We start from the raw sequence: 12879 nt of genomic DNA, 5'->3' as shown, positions 1-12879 counted from the left end.
CTTATAGCTATTTCTACGAAAGTTATGAAACAAGATAAGGCCTAGAGGCTCGCGCTATGTACAGACATAAAACAGTAAAACAAATATGTCAGAGAAGTATAAGATATACCAAGACGGATTGTTCTTTGTGACACTTACTGTAGTGGGATGGATTGACGTATTTACCAGACGAGAGTATGCAGAAGAAGTAACCAATAATCTTAATTATTGTAGTGAAAAGAAAGGCTTGAGAATATACAGCTTTTGCCTGATGCCAAGTCATCTGCACATGATTTACTCCACAGATGGAAACCTAAGCGATATCCTGCGTGACTTTAAAAGTTATACAGGAAAAAGAGTTATAAAACTGATAGAAAACAATCCGCAGGAGAGCAGAAAGGAATGGCTGCTACACCTTTTCAAGTACTTCGGCAGAAGGAACAGCCATAACAGCAATTTTCAGTTCTGGCAACAGCACAACCATCCTTTAGATCTTACAAATACAGATATGCTGCGGCAAAAGCAAGAATACATTCACATGAACCCTGTGAATGCTGGAATAGTAACGGAGCCTCAATATTACACCCTCAGTAGTGCCAACTAGGAGTGTGCCGTAAAACTAGAAGAACTTTAGAATACAAAAATTATTTTGTAGCGCTATAGCGCGAGCCTCCAGGCTCGTGCTGACTATCACAAGGCCTCTGGCCTTGAAAAACCTACAAAACAAAAAAACAGCAGACACAGGAAAACTCCCCACGACTGCTGTTCCATAAATCTCTACTGCTGTACAGGCTGTTCCTCTTCCTGCTTTAGCTGAATGTTAGCAGAAAGCTTTACCTCCTCGCCCAGCACTAAACCACCAGTTTTGTTTAGCGGATTGTAGGTTAAGCCAAACTCCCAACGGCTGAAGGTGCCGCTCACTTCAAACCCTGCCTTTCTGTTGCCGAATTCGTCTTCTGCAAAACCTCCAAACTCTGCAGTCAATTCCACAGGTTTGGTGATGTCTTTTATAGTAAGCATCCCTACCAGGGTGTACACGTTTTCATACTTTTTGGCAAAATAAGTAGACTGGAAATTAATATTCGGGTGGTTCTCCGCATCAAAAAACTCCGCTGAGCGCAGGTGATTGTCACGTGCCTCTACTTTTGTATAAATACTTTTCACATCGAGGGAAAAGTGAATCTCAGCGCCATCAAAATCATCTCCCTGCACCGTTGCGCCTCCCGTAAAATTGTTAAAAGAACCTGTTACCGTCGAAATAACCAGGTGCCGTACTTTAAACTGTACATCCGAATGATAAGGGTCTATTACCCATTTAGTTATTGCCATGTTTTTAATTTTAATGGTTGGTAAAAAGGGTGTCTTGCGGCTAAAAGTATACTTAAAGGTATATTATAATATACATGTTGAGACATCAATATGTTTGAATTTTAGCTATAAATCCAGTAAATCCTTCTTTGGCCAATATGTTAGAAATACTTAGTGTAAAGAAGCTACATTCCGTAAAAGGTTCTGTGCAACAGCTGTTGGCGCAGACACCCACAAGCCTGGAAGACGCTGCGAGGTCTTGCTGCTTTTGAGGAAGCATCCTGCTTTACGTGGTCTAACCACCCCCACCCCTCCTTGTCTAAGGCGGGGAGCTTTACTTACTGAAGCAACTGCTTATTTCTTGTAGTACGGCTTGTAGGCTGTTAAACATCTTTATACGAGAAGCGGTGACAATGAAAGAAAACGTTTATGAGTTGTAACCTCATTCTACATTCAGTTGCTGTGCCAAAAGAATTAATGCACTTACCAGCTAGTCTCATAGCTAGTTATTCAGAGGAACATTAAAAGTGGATTAAACGAAACAGAACAAGTAATAGCAGGCTCCCTGCCGTAGACAAGGAGGGGCAGGGGTGGTTAGACCAGGTACTGCCAAACCCCTTTCTAACTTTCTAACTCCCAAACCCTCTAACTCCTCAACTCTTCAACTCCCTTCCCCTTCCCACTTCACCTCCGGAAATACCACCTCCAGCTGCCGCTTAATCACTCTATAGTTTCCTTTCCAAAAAGAGGCCAGGTCGGATACGGTGGTGATCGGTTTCAGCTCCGGGGTAAGCAGGTGCAGTTCCACTTTCATTTCGCCTTCATCTACGGTCGGGCTTTCCTCCCAGGCCAGCACATCCTGCAAGCGTATTTCCAGCTTAGGCTGCTCACCGTTTGGCTCATACGCCAGTTCTATACCTGATCCATCTGGCAGGCTTATACTTGCAGGAGCCAATACCTTCAGCCTCGCGCGCTGCTCCTCATCCAGGTACTTCGCTTCCAGAATCGGCAGCAGTTCCAGTTCCATCAGCTCGTCGGGGTGCTCAATGTCGAAGAGGTAAGGCTTCAGCCAATCTGCATTTGTCATCAGTAGAGTAGCCGTGCTTACGTCTGGCCAACCTTCTGCTGGCCGCCATTTACGCAGGCTCTGTACACGGTTTTGCCATTGCGTTAGCTCCTCGTTAAAGTCTAGCAGGTGCTCCCCTTCCAGTTTTATAGCCTCGGAGATGGCGGGCACACGATGCTTGTCGTCGGGGGCAGGCAGTGGCTTGCTTTGCAGCACAATGCTGCCGATGCGGGTATCCATAGAGGCCGTAAGCTCACCGTCGTTCACATCCCAATGGTAGCTTTCCTGCTGTTTCACGAGCGGTGCCAGGTCGCGAGGATTAAGCGGTGAGGCCAGAAAAATGCGTCCTGGGTTATCTTCGTTGCCCGCATGCAGGTGCGCAATCGCCAGCCAGGGCTCGTCCGCCAGGTCGTCGCGGTGACCGGCAGAAGCATACTTGCCACTAGCCAGCTGAAACTGAGCGTTGTTGCCGGGGCGGGCGTAGGCGATACGCTCGGGGTAGCAATGCGCCAGCAGCACACCTGTTTCATAGTCGTCGAAGGTGCCGTTTTCAGGCTCCACGTTAAACAGCTGACGGTATGAGCGGGCAATCTTTCCTATTTTACTGAAACGCTTGCCCTGCTCTTTTCTGAAGCGGCGCAGCGCTTCTACTCTTAAATTAATGTCGATGCCGGCGTTGCGGTCCAGCGGGTCGCGCTCTTCCAGGATGGCGGCAATATCGCTTGCCAGCGGCACCTGGTCCGTTTCCTCGGCTTTGAGCAGCATGTGCGCGATGCGCGGATGGCAGGGCAGTGTGTGCATGCGCTTGCCATGCTCGGTGATGCGGCCATGCTCCAGCGCCTGCAACTGGTGCAGCGTTTCGGTGGCATATTGCAGGGCAGCACGCGGCGGCGGGTTCAGCCAGGTAAGGCCACGGATATCGCTAATGCCCCACTGCGCCATGTCCAGCACCAGCGACGACAGGTCTGCTTCCAGTATTTCGGGTGTGCGGTGCGGGGCCATGCGCTCCTGTGTGGTTTTGCTCCACATGCGGTAGGCAGTTCCTGGACCCAAACGTCCAGCGCGACCAGCACGTTGGTCGGCAGCGTCTTTGGAGATGCGCACCGTTTCGAGGCGCGATAAACCCGACTTCGCATCGAAGCGGGAGGTTTTGCTGAAACCCGTATCCACCACCACCGAAATACCTTCAATCGTTAAGCTTGTTTCGGCTATACTGGTGGCGAGCACCACTTTGCGCCTGCCCTGGCGGTCGGGTATAATGGCGGCGTACTGCTTACCGAAGGGCAGCATCCCAAACAGCGGGTGTATCTGGAAGTTGCGCAGCTGCCTACGCAGAATGGTTTCCACTTTGCGGATGTCGCCTTCGCCAGGTAGGAACACAAGAATATCCCCTTCCTGCTCCTGTGCAGCCTGCTGCACCACTTTAGCCGTCATTTCGGGCAGCATGCGGTCGTCAGCATCGCCGGTGTAAAAGGTTTCGATGGGGTATTGCCGCCCCATGCTTTGCGCTACTGGGGCTTTGAGCAAACTCGTGAGCTGCGGCATATCCAACGTGGCCGACATCACCATAATGCGCAGGTCCGGGCGCAGCGTACTTTGCGCCTCCCGGCTCAGGGCCATAGCTACATCGGCATGGATGCTGCGCTCATGAAACTCGTCGAAAATTACGATACCCACACCTGTCAGCGAGCGGTCGCTGTGGATCATGCGGGTAAGGATGCCTTCGGTCACTACCTCGATGCGGGTAGCAGCGGAAGTGCGGTTCTCGAAACGGATGCGGTAGCCGACGGTCTGGCCTACCTCTTCGCCCAGCAGCTGCGCCAGGCGTTCGGCAATGGTTTTGGCCGCCAAACGCCGTGGCTCCAGCATGATGATCTTCTGGCCCTCGAGCCAAGCCTCGTCCAGCAAAGCCAGCGGCAGCAAGGTGCTTTTACCCGCTCCAGGAGGGGCGTTTACGATCAGCGTGTTCTGCGCCGCCAGGTGCTCCCTAACAGCAGGTATGATTTCCCGAACGGGTAAGTCTATGGTAAATGGGTTGAATGGCAAGGGGGGAATGAATAAGTTATTATTAAAAGCTTATTTAAATTTAAATGTGGCAGCCTTTTCACTCGTTCTATAGCATCTTCTGCTTCAATTAGTCCTATGTCAATCTCAAGTATAGCAAAGTTATATTTATTTATTAGATGCTCCCTTGCTTGAAATGCAGTTCTTATGAATTGTTGCAGTTGTTTCTTTATTAATCCTATTTCATCAACTATATCTCACCTTTATGTTTCCTAGCGTAAAATAGAATGCTGCAATACCGAAAAGAATTATAATTGCTCCAAAAAGTTAAAGCCTCTTAACAATTTAAGAAAATTGTTTTATCGAAAAGCCTAAATATACGCCTAATTATTTATAACAAAGCTTCAGATATTATCTACTACTGTAATCCACGTTCAAAGAACTTATATCATTCATGTTACTATTTTCAAGTAGCATTTCCAGTTGGTATAAGTAGGTTTCATTATAAGGTATTCCTCTAGGCCCATAGGTATAAATTTTGCCATCTTTATTGATACTATGTTTTATTTCATTTTTTAGGATATCATCGATTGTTACTATATCTGAAATCAAAAAAGACTTTACTAACTTAGAGCAATAACCCGAACTCTGAGGTATAGAAGGGAAAACATAATTCTTATATAAGTTTAAATCTAAAACACTCTTCTTACTTAAATCTGGAATTCTTGAAGATAAATATGAAAGTCCATACAATGTTTTCTCTTGTTGATTCTTCTTAAATAGCCATTGCATTAAAAATTGACTTAAAATGTACTGTGGTTTGAAAGGATGGTCATAATTTTTAACTCTAAAGGAAACAGCCGATTTAAGGGGATGTAAAATTATATCATTCACCAATTTAGCTATCGCTGTTTGCAACATGCTCTTTGCTTTCTTCATACTTGCTAAGTATGCATCATTTTCACTAAAGTATGGATATATTTCTTCTTCAATATTGAAATAAAATAAATCTAAAAGCTTTTCATAGTTATAACCACCATTCTGGATAAGTATATCATTAATTATATAGGCATTTATTGGTGTTTCTTCTAGCTTATTGAACAAGTCCTCACGTGATTCTTTAAATGTAATTCCTGTATTTGTAGAAACACAATCAATGATACCCTTGATGTCCTCAGATGCATTTGTACCTTTTTCAGTTAAAAATTTACAGGCTTGAAAGACTACTACAAAAAAAAAGAATTCAAAATTGTGATAGTTAACGGAGGGAGGATCAGCGAGATTGATTATTTTATAATCAATCTCGCTGATCATGTACTTTGCAACTAGGAAATTTTCAAGCTGGGGACGATTTAACTCCTCCCAGCAAGCATGAATAGATTTACCCAAATATAAACAAGGCATTCCAGCTAAATTGAACCGTCCATGAGCAGCAACCTCTCTAAGTTGGAAAGGAATGTGAAATATAGCACCATAATCTTTTTTAGTAGTTTTAGAAGACACCCTACTTCTATAAAAACGTGGTTTTGCATTCACAATATTTGGAAATTCACTCAAATCTAAATTTTGTACATCATCCCAATAATACTTGTTTAACCACTCAGCAAGTGAATTAAATGTGCTTAGACTATCTATCAAATTGCCTGAATGATATAGTTTTAAAGTATTAAATATGCCTGTTTCTACAGTAGTGTAATCATGAGGTAACCTTTTTAAGATCTCAGCATACAATTTATTTTCAGGATTTAGTGTATGCAATTTAGATCTCACCTCAAAAAGGTACTCCTTTAAACTATCGGAATAATTTGTTCCTGAGTCTATGAAAGTGGTGTTTGCTATTTCTGTTTGAACAAAATCTATCAATTCCATTTCCTTTGATATTGTTAAATTGTATGAGCTAAATTTAATAAATAGAAAGCTCCCGCCGCTGGCGCGAGCTTCTAGCTCGTGCCTTTTATTTTCTACGCAGCTATACCTTCAGTTAAAGTAACAGTACGAGTTGCAAGTTCTCACTAGCGCAGAATTGCTTCTAGAACAGAACAACCACCAGCAAAACCTACTTCTAGCACAGAACTACTTCTTGTGTAGAGTAACTTCTAGCGCAATAAGTACTGTTAGTGGCTGATCAAACCCTGTAGCGTTAGTATTACATTACACCGCTGCTGGCGCGAGTTTGCAGCTCGTGCCTTTACCTTTCCACGCAGCTATACTTTTAGCTAAAGTAACAGTACGAGCTGCAAGCTCGCACTAGCGGAGAATTACTAGTAGCGAACTATATACAGCACTGAACCTGAACTAGTGACGTAGCAGTATAAGCTTTCATGAGCAGGAAGTACAAATTTCATAATCAGGAAGGGCTATACTTTGTCAGCTTTGCGGTGGTATACTGGATTGATGTGTTTACGCGGGAAGAGTACTTTGCTATTGTTACCGACAGCCTGGACTAAGCCGCAAGCACAAAGGCATGGAAATTTATGCCTGGTGCATCATGCCCAGCCACGTGCACCTTATCTTCCGGGCCAGAGACAACAACCCGAGCGTGCTGCTGAAGGAACTGAAAACCTATACTTCCAAACGGTTAACATCCCCCTACCCCCTTCAAAGGGGGACTAAGTATTGCCAAAAATCCGCAGGAGAGCCGGAAGGAATGGATGCTGTGGCTCATGGAGCGGGCGGGCCAGAAGAACAGCAACGTAAAGCACCGGCAATTCTGGCAACAGCACAACCAACCTATCGAATTGTGGAGCGCTGCGGTGATAGATCAGAAAATCGACTACATTCACAAGAACCCCGTAGAAGCTGGCTTTGTAGCGGAGGCACACCATTGGAAATACAGCAGCGCCAAAGACTACAGCGGCGGTAAAGGAGTATTAGAGATTAATACTGCCTGAATAGTGGAGGCACGAGCTGCAAGCTCGCGCCAGCACTACATTTATCCAACATAATACTTATTTTATACCTGATAAGCCTGAAGGGCATCTACAGAAAGTAGCCCCTTCAGGAAAATGGTGATGTGTACGTTGCCAAAACAGGCCTTCTACTTCTTCTGTGCTGTCAGGTCGAATTCTATGTCCACCTCGGGCAGGATGTGGTGTTCTTCCAGCGCAGGATCGGCTGCGTAGGTCATGCCCCACTTGGTTCTGTCCAGCTTAAAGCTTGCTTCCAGGTTCAGGTTACTTCCTTCTAGGTTAATCTTGGCCGGGAACGTGATCGGGTGCGTCTGCCCCAGCATGGTAAAGTCGCCGGTAACGGTGTAGTTAGTCCCTTCTGATGCGTTGGCCAACGGCTGCACCTTCGTGATCTTGAAGGAAGCCGTAGGGTGCAGTGCCAGGTTAAAGAAGTCCGGGCTCTTAAGATGCTCGAGCAACACTGGCTTCACCTCGTCAGGCAAATCGAAATTCTCAATAGTAGCAATCGGGATAGTAAAGGTGCCAGACACGACCACGCCATTTTCCACTTTAATGTCCTGGCTCTGCACGATAAACGAGCCATCGTGAAACAGAACTGGGCTGTAGCCTTTCCAGGTTACTTTGGAACTGCTCTTTTCCAGGGCATAGGTACTTTGGCTAACTTCTTCGTCTTCGCAGCTGGTAAAGCAAAGGGCACTAAAAAGAACACACGCGGATAAAAATACTTTTTTCATGGTTTTATTTTGTTTGGGTTATAAAATGATTTGATATTTTTTTGGATAAGCAACTACACTAGTGCTCGTCCAACTTCATTTTTAGAACTTCAAGTGGATGTATAAGCTATGAAAGTGACATTGAATACCACATTTCTAATTCTTAATTTCTAATCTTCAATTTGGCGCAGCACTAGCCTTATGCTTGAGCAACCGGAGATGTACAACTGGCTCTAAGGTGATTGCTGTTACAGACCTTTGTTTCAGAGAGATTTCTCCTGGCCTGTAGCAAATGCCTGTGGTTGTGGGCTATCAGAAACTGCAGGACGTCTCCCAGCTTCAGGTGCACCCAACTTAAAACAGAAGTCGGTATCTGGATGCTGTTTAGGTTAATGTCCTGGCAGCTCCGCAGGCATAAAAGAAGTTCCTCCTGCTGCCTAATAAACTCCCTGACTACGGCATAAGGGTTCAGGTCTGCAGGCGGCTGGTGCGCTGCAATGGCTTTATACTTTTTGGTTCCGGTGGCAGGGTCCATCATGCGTATGAATAACCGCCCAATCCAGCTGCTCCTGAATGTTGCCTCTACGGGCATCCCCTTCTGGCAGGCTACACCAGCCTTTATGCGTGGCAGGTAATAATCGCCGTAGCTGTTGAGGTGCGCCAGGCACGCGGCTATACTCCACCCTCCGTTGGCAGCAGGCTTTAAAAGGTCACTTTCCGGCAGGTTCTGGAAAACACGTATCGTTTCTCTAAGGTGCTGCTCCACCGTGTCTTCCAGGCGTTGCAGCAGTTGCACCTTGCTTACAGCTTTCATCTAAGCTGCCTTTTTGGTGGGTACCGTATTTCTGTTTGCAAGCGCCAGTGCCAAGGCAAGTACAAAAAACACCGACTCTGTCACCAGCCATTGATTCCCAAAGTCGCCCAGGGCTCCTTCATAGAAGATGGTGATGGTACGAGACAAGGCATAAAAACCCCAGAGCAGGCACAAAAACAGCAATCCGCTTTGAGTGTCGCGCAGCATCAGGTAAATCAGGCTTAGAAAGAGTGTCATCCCAACGCCACCATACACCCCTCTGATGGAACTGAGGGCATCTGTATTGTTTAGCTGCACATTTACCAGGTCCATCACGGACTGCGGGTTAGCGAAAGCCATTACGCTAACGGATAGCAGGCTTAGCGCCGAGAGGAGAATAAAGCCTTTGGAGGCCAGGGCAACAATTTTTTGCTTCTTCATAACATGCTTTGTTTAAGTTGATGTTACAAAGATGGCGTGCCCCAGAAAGACTATTCTTGGTAAATACCAAGATTTCAGATTTTCACTTTGTTGAGTAGTTTGCTGAAGTTTGTTGGGTCGATACCCAGGTAATTGGCAAGGTACTTATGCGGCACCAGTTGCAGAATGTGGGGGGCTGCGTTGCAGTAATTTTCTGAACCGCTCCTCCGACGAATAACACTGCAGCTCTACCAGGCGCTCCAGCAAACCCGACATGCTGTGAGACAGGCCTTTCCTTATCATGGATTCGATGGCGGATCTGCTCTGCATAAGCCGCTGCAGCTCCAGAAATGGCGCTCTTAAAAAAACGGATGGGGTTAAGGTTTCATAGAAGTAACGGGAAAGCTGCTGCAGCATAAAGGAATCCAGCACGCCGCCAAACGACGGCGGATAGGTAAAAACAAGCGTTGCTTCCCGGTCCTGTTCATCGAAGTAATAAACCCGCTGCACCCCCTCCGCTACAAAATACAGGTAATGCTCTACATCGCCAGCTAAAGTTATGGGTTCCTTTCTTTTAGCAGAATGGCTGCTCCAGACAGAAGTGAAAGCCTCCCAGTCTTCTTCGGACAAAGGATGGATACCCGTAACCACTTGCTTTAGCGTCTGAAGTTCTTCAACCATACTCAGGAATGTTTCTGTTGCAATTATCTGCAATTTAAGGCGAGTTGGGTGGTTTGCAAACTATGGTTTAATCATAACAGCCTTGTTTTTGAGCATTTGCAGCTTGTGACTTTCTTTTCCACCCGGCTGTACCTTCAGCTAAAGTAACAGGATGAGCTGTAAGCTCCCACTATCAGAGCACCTGATATCGCCCAGCGGCACCTTTTAATCAAGTATTGGGACACAAGTATCACGACACAAGACACAAGACTTTTTAAGTGTAATAATTTGATTATAAATCAACTGCAAGTGCTTTCGGATTCATATTTATATTAAACTAATTTTGTCTCTTTACTTATAATCTACTATAACCCGTTGCTATTCCCTTCAAAGCCGTACACTATAGTATGACAGAAAACAAATTTCCCATCGGGTCCGAAGTGTTTGCAAAAGTGAATCCAGATCTGATATTAACCATCCGCCAATACCTGAAACGTATCTATTACTGTACTGTAAAAGGTAATCCTTCGCAGAAGGACCTGGTATACTATGAGCGGGAATTAATACCTGTACCGATAAGTTAAACTATAAAGCCCCTGTTTTCGGCAGGGGCTTTTTTATGACAATCAAGCCATTACCAGGAGCTTAATCTTTGAAACCTTCGCGAAAGCCTTTCAAGTGGGCATAACATACGGGGCTGCTGTTTTCCTTCCGCGCTGCCTTTTCCTGCACCAGTTCCGCGTAGTTGTCGGGTGTAGCTATAATCCTGCATTTCGGGTAAAGGACTACGCCCCGCCTGACGATCTTGCTTTGCGCTTCTATCTCGTGTGCGTTTACCCCTTCCGCGCTATATACATGAATTGTGAAGAAATGGTAGTTCGTTTTCTTCGCATACCCTTCTGCTGTTATCCTGCCGGTTATCGTTCGCTCCCCGATAAAGTCTGATGTTTCTCCTTCTGTGTAAGGCGTATACACCGACTCTGTCCATGTTACTTTACATCCTACTGTCAGATTCATACTTCTGCTTTGTGCTTTAGCTGCTTTACGTTTACCGTGTATTCTACACATGCTGGTGCGAGCTTGCAGCTCGTGTACCTGTTTTGCCTACTAATATACCTCCAGCAAGAGTTCAAGGACTAACCAAGAGCAGGTTCACATTTGCAACTTACCAGCAGCTTTGTCCGCCTTTAGTTTACAGGCGGCCATTTTTCTTTGCTTTTAAATAGTCGCTTTTATCGAAGATTTTTATGCCATAGTAGTTTGGCTGCTTATACGTCATAAGTCGCATTATATATTGATCATCAGGGTAATCAGCATAAGCCGCCAGATACTGTACCCGCTCCAACTCTTGCCCTTCTTCCATGATGTTCACTTTACGTCGCTTTATTTTCTTCTGAATCTTTTGGATGGCATAACCGCCGTAGATGTTATAAAGAATACGAGAAGGGCTGGTTGTGTTGTAATAAAGAACACACCAGGCTGTGGCACCACCAACATTGGGTTCATAAGCCCAAACCGCTTGACCCATTATGTCGTCCGTTGGTTTGCTGTCCGACATAAATTTCCACCCCATCCTGGATAGCTGCTTATCTACTTTCGCATGCTCCATCTCTTTCAATTTGAGGAGTTTTCGCAACTAAATATTTTGGGCCAAGACAGGAACAGACAGAAGAAGCCAACTGAGGCAAAGGAACAGGAACTTCATGAGCGTATAAAGTTTGAAAGCTAAATATAAGCTTCTCTCAGAAGATTAAAAATGTATCTGACGAGTAAGCCTTGCTGGAGATAGCTTAAAGCTCGTGACTTCTTTACACGCAGCTATACCTTCAGCACGAGTAACAGTACAAGCTATTAGCATACCCTAGCTCAGTACCAGCAACAGTGGCTAAACAAGCTCTTACACCTAAACTTCAGCTAAAGGCAATCGTACTTAAATATTCCTTAAACTAAACTAAAGCGCCTGCATATGGAAAAAGATAACAAAACGGTTAGTGCTGCTGAACCTCACTTTGTAGAACGGCTGGCCGAAAAGCTGGGCGTAGCTGCTAACAGTTCTACTATTTATGGCGAGCCAGTAGAACGCGATGGAATAACAGTTATTCCTGTTTCTAAAGCTATGTATGGTTTTGGCGGCGGCGGCGGTGCCGGCACAAAAGTAGACGGAGAAGGTTCTGGCAGCGGCGGAGGCGGCGGTATGGTATTGGTACCTGTAGGCTTTATCGAAATGAAAGAAGGTAGTAGTCGATTCCGCACCATCCGGGATCCGCAGACGGTGGTAAAAATAGTAGCCATCGGAAGTCTGGCATTGTTGCTGACCACAAAAAGCATTGTAAGTATATTTAAGAACAAGCGTATCGTAAAGCTATTGAAAAAATAAGCTTTCTGCTGTTATGAATGCTAGGGCAGCAGGAACGCAAAGATCTGTTGGCAAGAGCTTGCAATTCAGGATTATTTCTATATTCTGGCAACTCCCTAAAGCCTCCCATTAGTAAATGCGCACCTGGCCCAGCAACCCATTTAAATTTTAAGGGACCTGATCTAGCTCAGTGGCACCTTTTTCAAAAAAAATTAGAATAACCCGTTGGTATTCAATCTAGATACGTACACATAAAGTATGACAGAAAATAAATTTCCTATAGGATCTGAAGTGTTTACGAAAGTGAATCCAGATATAACATTGATCATAAGCCAATACCTGAAAAGCGTCTATTACAACATTGTAAAAGATCATCCTTTATGGAGAGGACTGGTATACCATGAGCGCGAGTTAATACCAATACTGGCAAACTAAACCAAAAGGCCTCTGCTAACGCAGAGGCCTTTTTTATGGAAGCTGCTTTTCCTTTCCTCGCTAGCTCTAGCTTGCTGCTAGTGTCTCTTCTTTCCAGACAGCTACACATGTTCAGAGACGGGAGCACGATAGCATATTGGTTGACAACCTTGACTGTTGGTGCGAAGTAGTCCAACCACCCCCAATGCCGTCAACTAAAGGTTCTTAGTTCGTATAAACCTAGAAAAATCCTTAAG

15 protein-coding genes and 1 pseudogene are annotated in these 12879 nt (G+C 45.3%); 7 read left to right on the top strand and 9 right to left on the bottom strand.

Going from position 1 to position 12879, the window contains the following annotated elements; all coding sequences use genetic code 11:
• Positions 1-85 precede the first annotated feature (85 nt).
• On the top strand, positions 86-583 hold the full coding sequence (locus tag LN893_RS14700; RefSeq protein ID WP_229971340.1) for an REP-associated tyrosine transposase: 498 nt from the start codon (positions 86-88) through the stop codon (positions 581-583).
• Between the two features lie 173 nt (positions 584-756).
• Here LN893_RS14700 and LN893_RS14695 read toward each other — a convergent pair whose 3' ends face one another.
• From LN893_RS14695 to LN893_RS14685, 3 genes are all read right to left on the bottom strand, one after another.
• Positions 757-1308 (bottom strand): YceI family protein, encoded by a 552-nt coding sequence (locus LN893_RS14695; protein ID WP_229971339.1) that lies wholly within the window; start codon positions 1306-1308, stop codon positions 757-759.
• Between the two features lie 640 nt (positions 1309-1948).
• Positions 1949-4399: an ATP-dependent helicase HrpB gene (gene hrpB / locus LN893_RS14690; protein WP_229971337.1), complete on the bottom strand. Its 2451-nt coding sequence runs from the start codon at positions 4397-4399 to the stop codon at positions 1949-1951.
• A 369-nt stretch (positions 4400-4768) separates the two neighbouring features.
• Complete coding sequence (locus LN893_RS14685; protein ID WP_229971335.1) at positions 4769-6226, bottom strand: hypothetical protein; 1458 nt, start codon at positions 6224-6226, stop codon at positions 4769-4771.
• 452 nt (positions 6227-6678) lie between these two features.
• On the opposite strand from LN893_RS14685, the gene LN893_RS20570 reads away from it, so the two are divergent.
• The 3 genes and pseudogenes from LN893_RS20570 to LN893_RS14675 all read left to right on the top strand — a co-directional run bounded on the left by LN893_RS20570 (position 6679) and on the right by LN893_RS14675 (position 7248).
• Positions 6679-6804, top strand: coding sequence for a hypothetical protein (locus LN893_RS20570; RefSeq protein ID WP_255710071.1), 126 nt, complete (start codon positions 6679-6681; stop codon positions 6802-6804).
• A 17-nt stretch (positions 6805-6821) separates the two neighbouring features.
• A pseudogene (locus LN893_RS14680) lies at positions 6822-6914 on the top strand (transposase); the annotation flags it as partial.
• Between the two features lie 106 nt (positions 6915-7020).
• Positions 7021-7248: a hypothetical protein gene (locus LN893_RS14675; RefSeq protein ID WP_229971344.1), complete on the top strand. Its 228-nt coding sequence runs from the start codon at positions 7021-7023 to the stop codon at positions 7246-7248.
• Positions 7249-7394: 146 nt separating this feature from the next.
• Here the strand turns inward: LN893_RS14675 and LN893_RS14670 are convergent, their stop codons facing one another.
• The 4 genes from LN893_RS14670 to LN893_RS14655 all read right to left on the bottom strand — a co-directional run bounded on the left by LN893_RS14670 (position 7395) and on the right by LN893_RS14655 (position 9873).
• On the bottom strand, positions 7395-8000 hold the full coding sequence (locus tag LN893_RS14670) for a YceI family protein (RefSeq protein WP_229971332.1): 606 nt from the start codon (positions 7998-8000) through the stop codon (positions 7395-7397).
• A gap of 178 nt (positions 8001-8178) precedes the next feature.
• Positions 8179-8793 (bottom strand): DinB family protein, encoded by a 615-nt coding sequence (locus LN893_RS14665; RefSeq protein ID WP_229971330.1) that lies wholly within the window; start codon positions 8791-8793, stop codon positions 8179-8181.
• Positions 8794-9213: a DUF4345 domain-containing protein gene (locus LN893_RS14660; protein WP_229971328.1), complete on the bottom strand. Its 420-nt coding sequence runs from the start codon at positions 9211-9213 to the stop codon at positions 8794-8796. It lies immediately after the preceding gene.
• Between the two features lie 144 nt (positions 9214-9357).
• Positions 9358-9873 (bottom strand): Crp/Fnr family transcriptional regulator, encoded by a 516-nt coding sequence (locus LN893_RS14655; RefSeq protein ID WP_369427682.1) that lies wholly within the window; start codon positions 9871-9873, stop codon positions 9358-9360.
• Between the two features lie 386 nt (positions 9874-10259).
• Between LN893_RS14655 and LN893_RS14650 the strand changes: the two genes are divergently transcribed.
• Entirely contained in the window at positions 10260-10436 is a 177-nt protein-coding gene (locus LN893_RS14650; protein WP_229971326.1) for a hypothetical protein, read from the top strand.
• 61 nt (positions 10437-10497) lie between these two features.
• On the opposite strand, the gene LN893_RS14645 is transcribed toward LN893_RS14650, so the two are convergent.
• On the bottom strand, positions 10498-10869 hold the full coding sequence (locus LN893_RS14645; RefSeq protein ID WP_229971324.1) for a hypothetical protein: 372 nt from the start codon (positions 10867-10869) through the stop codon (positions 10498-10500).
• Between the two features lie 175 nt (positions 10870-11044).
• Positions 11045-11461: a hypothetical protein gene (locus tag LN893_RS14640; RefSeq protein WP_229971322.1), complete on the bottom strand. Its 417-nt coding sequence runs from the start codon at positions 11459-11461 to the stop codon at positions 11045-11047.
• A gap of 357 nt (positions 11462-11818) precedes the next feature.
• Here LN893_RS14640 and LN893_RS14635 point away from each other — a divergent pair, with 357 nt between their 5' ends.
• Together LN893_RS14635 and LN893_RS14630 are read left to right on the top strand one after the other, a co-directional pair.
• The gene (locus tag LN893_RS14635) at positions 11819-12229 is read left to right on the top strand and encodes a spore germination protein GerW family protein (RefSeq protein WP_229971319.1); all 411 of its coding nucleotides are present in this window, start codon (positions 11819-11821) and stop codon (positions 12227-12229) included.
• Positions 12230-12466: 237 nt separating this feature from the next.
• Positions 12467-12643 carry a hypothetical protein gene (locus LN893_RS14630; RefSeq protein WP_229971317.1) on the top strand — a complete coding sequence of 59 codons (177 nt, stop codon included), beginning with the start codon at positions 12467-12469 and terminating at the stop codon, positions 12641-12643.
• Positions 12644-12879 lie beyond the last annotated feature (236 nt).

The sequence above is a fragment of the Pontibacter harenae genome, assembly GCF_020907245.1.
GTDB classification, from domain to species: domain Bacteria; phylum Bacteroidota; class Bacteroidia; order Cytophagales; family Hymenobacteraceae; genus Pontibacter; species Pontibacter harenae.
This window is presented reverse-complemented; position numbering and strand designations above follow the sequence as displayed.

Bases quoted from the DNA above. Each gene is read 5' to 3' on its own strand.
- LN893_RS14700 (WP_229971340.1), top strand. From the start codon at position 86: ATGTCAGAGAAGTATAAGATATACCAAGACGGATTGTTCTTTGTGACA.
- LN893_RS14695 (WP_229971339.1), bottom strand. From the start codon at position 1,308: ATGGCAATAACTAAATGGGTAATAGACCCTTATCATTCGGATGTACAG.
- LN893_RS14685 (WP_229971335.1), bottom strand. From the start codon at position 6,226: ATGGAATTGATAGATTTTGTTCAAACAGAAATAGCAAACACCACTTTC.
- LN893_RS20570 (WP_255710071.1), top strand. From the start codon at position 6,679: ATGAGCAGGAAGTACAAATTTCATAATCAGGAAGGGCTATACTTTGTC.
- LN893_RS14675 (WP_229971344.1), top strand. From the start codon at position 7,021: ATGGAGCGGGCGGGCCAGAAGAACAGCAACGTAAAGCACCGGCAATTC.
- LN893_RS14670 (WP_229971332.1), bottom strand. From the start codon at position 8,000: ATGAAAAAAGTATTTTTATCCGCGTGTGTTCTTTTTAGTGCCCTTTGC.
- LN893_RS14665 (WP_229971330.1), bottom strand. From the start codon at position 8,793: ATGAAAGCTGTAAGCAAGGTGCAACTGCTGCAACGCCTGGAAGACACG.
- LN893_RS14660 (WP_229971328.1), bottom strand. From the start codon at position 9,213: ATGAAGAAGCAAAAAATTGTTGCCCTGGCCTCCAAAGGCTTTATTCTC.
- LN893_RS14655 (WP_369427682.1), bottom strand. From the start codon at position 9,873: ATGGTTGAAGAACTTCAGACGCTAAAGCAAGTGGTTACGGGTATCCAT.
- LN893_RS14650 (WP_229971326.1), top strand. From the start codon at position 10,260: ATGACAGAAAACAAATTTCCCATCGGGTCCGAAGTGTTTGCAAAAGTG.
- LN893_RS14645 (WP_229971324.1), bottom strand. From the start codon at position 10,869: ATGAATCTGACAGTAGGATGTAAAGTAACATGGACAGAGTCGGTGTAT.
- LN893_RS14640 (WP_229971322.1), bottom strand. From the start codon at position 11,461: ATGGAGCATGCGAAAGTAGATAAGCAGCTATCCAGGATGGGGTGGAAA.
- LN893_RS14635 (WP_229971319.1), top strand. From the start codon at position 11,819: ATGGAAAAAGATAACAAAACGGTTAGTGCTGCTGAACCTCACTTTGTA.
- LN893_RS14630 (WP_229971317.1), top strand. From the start codon at position 12,467: ATGACAGAAAATAAATTTCCTATAGGATCTGAAGTGTTTACGAAAGTG.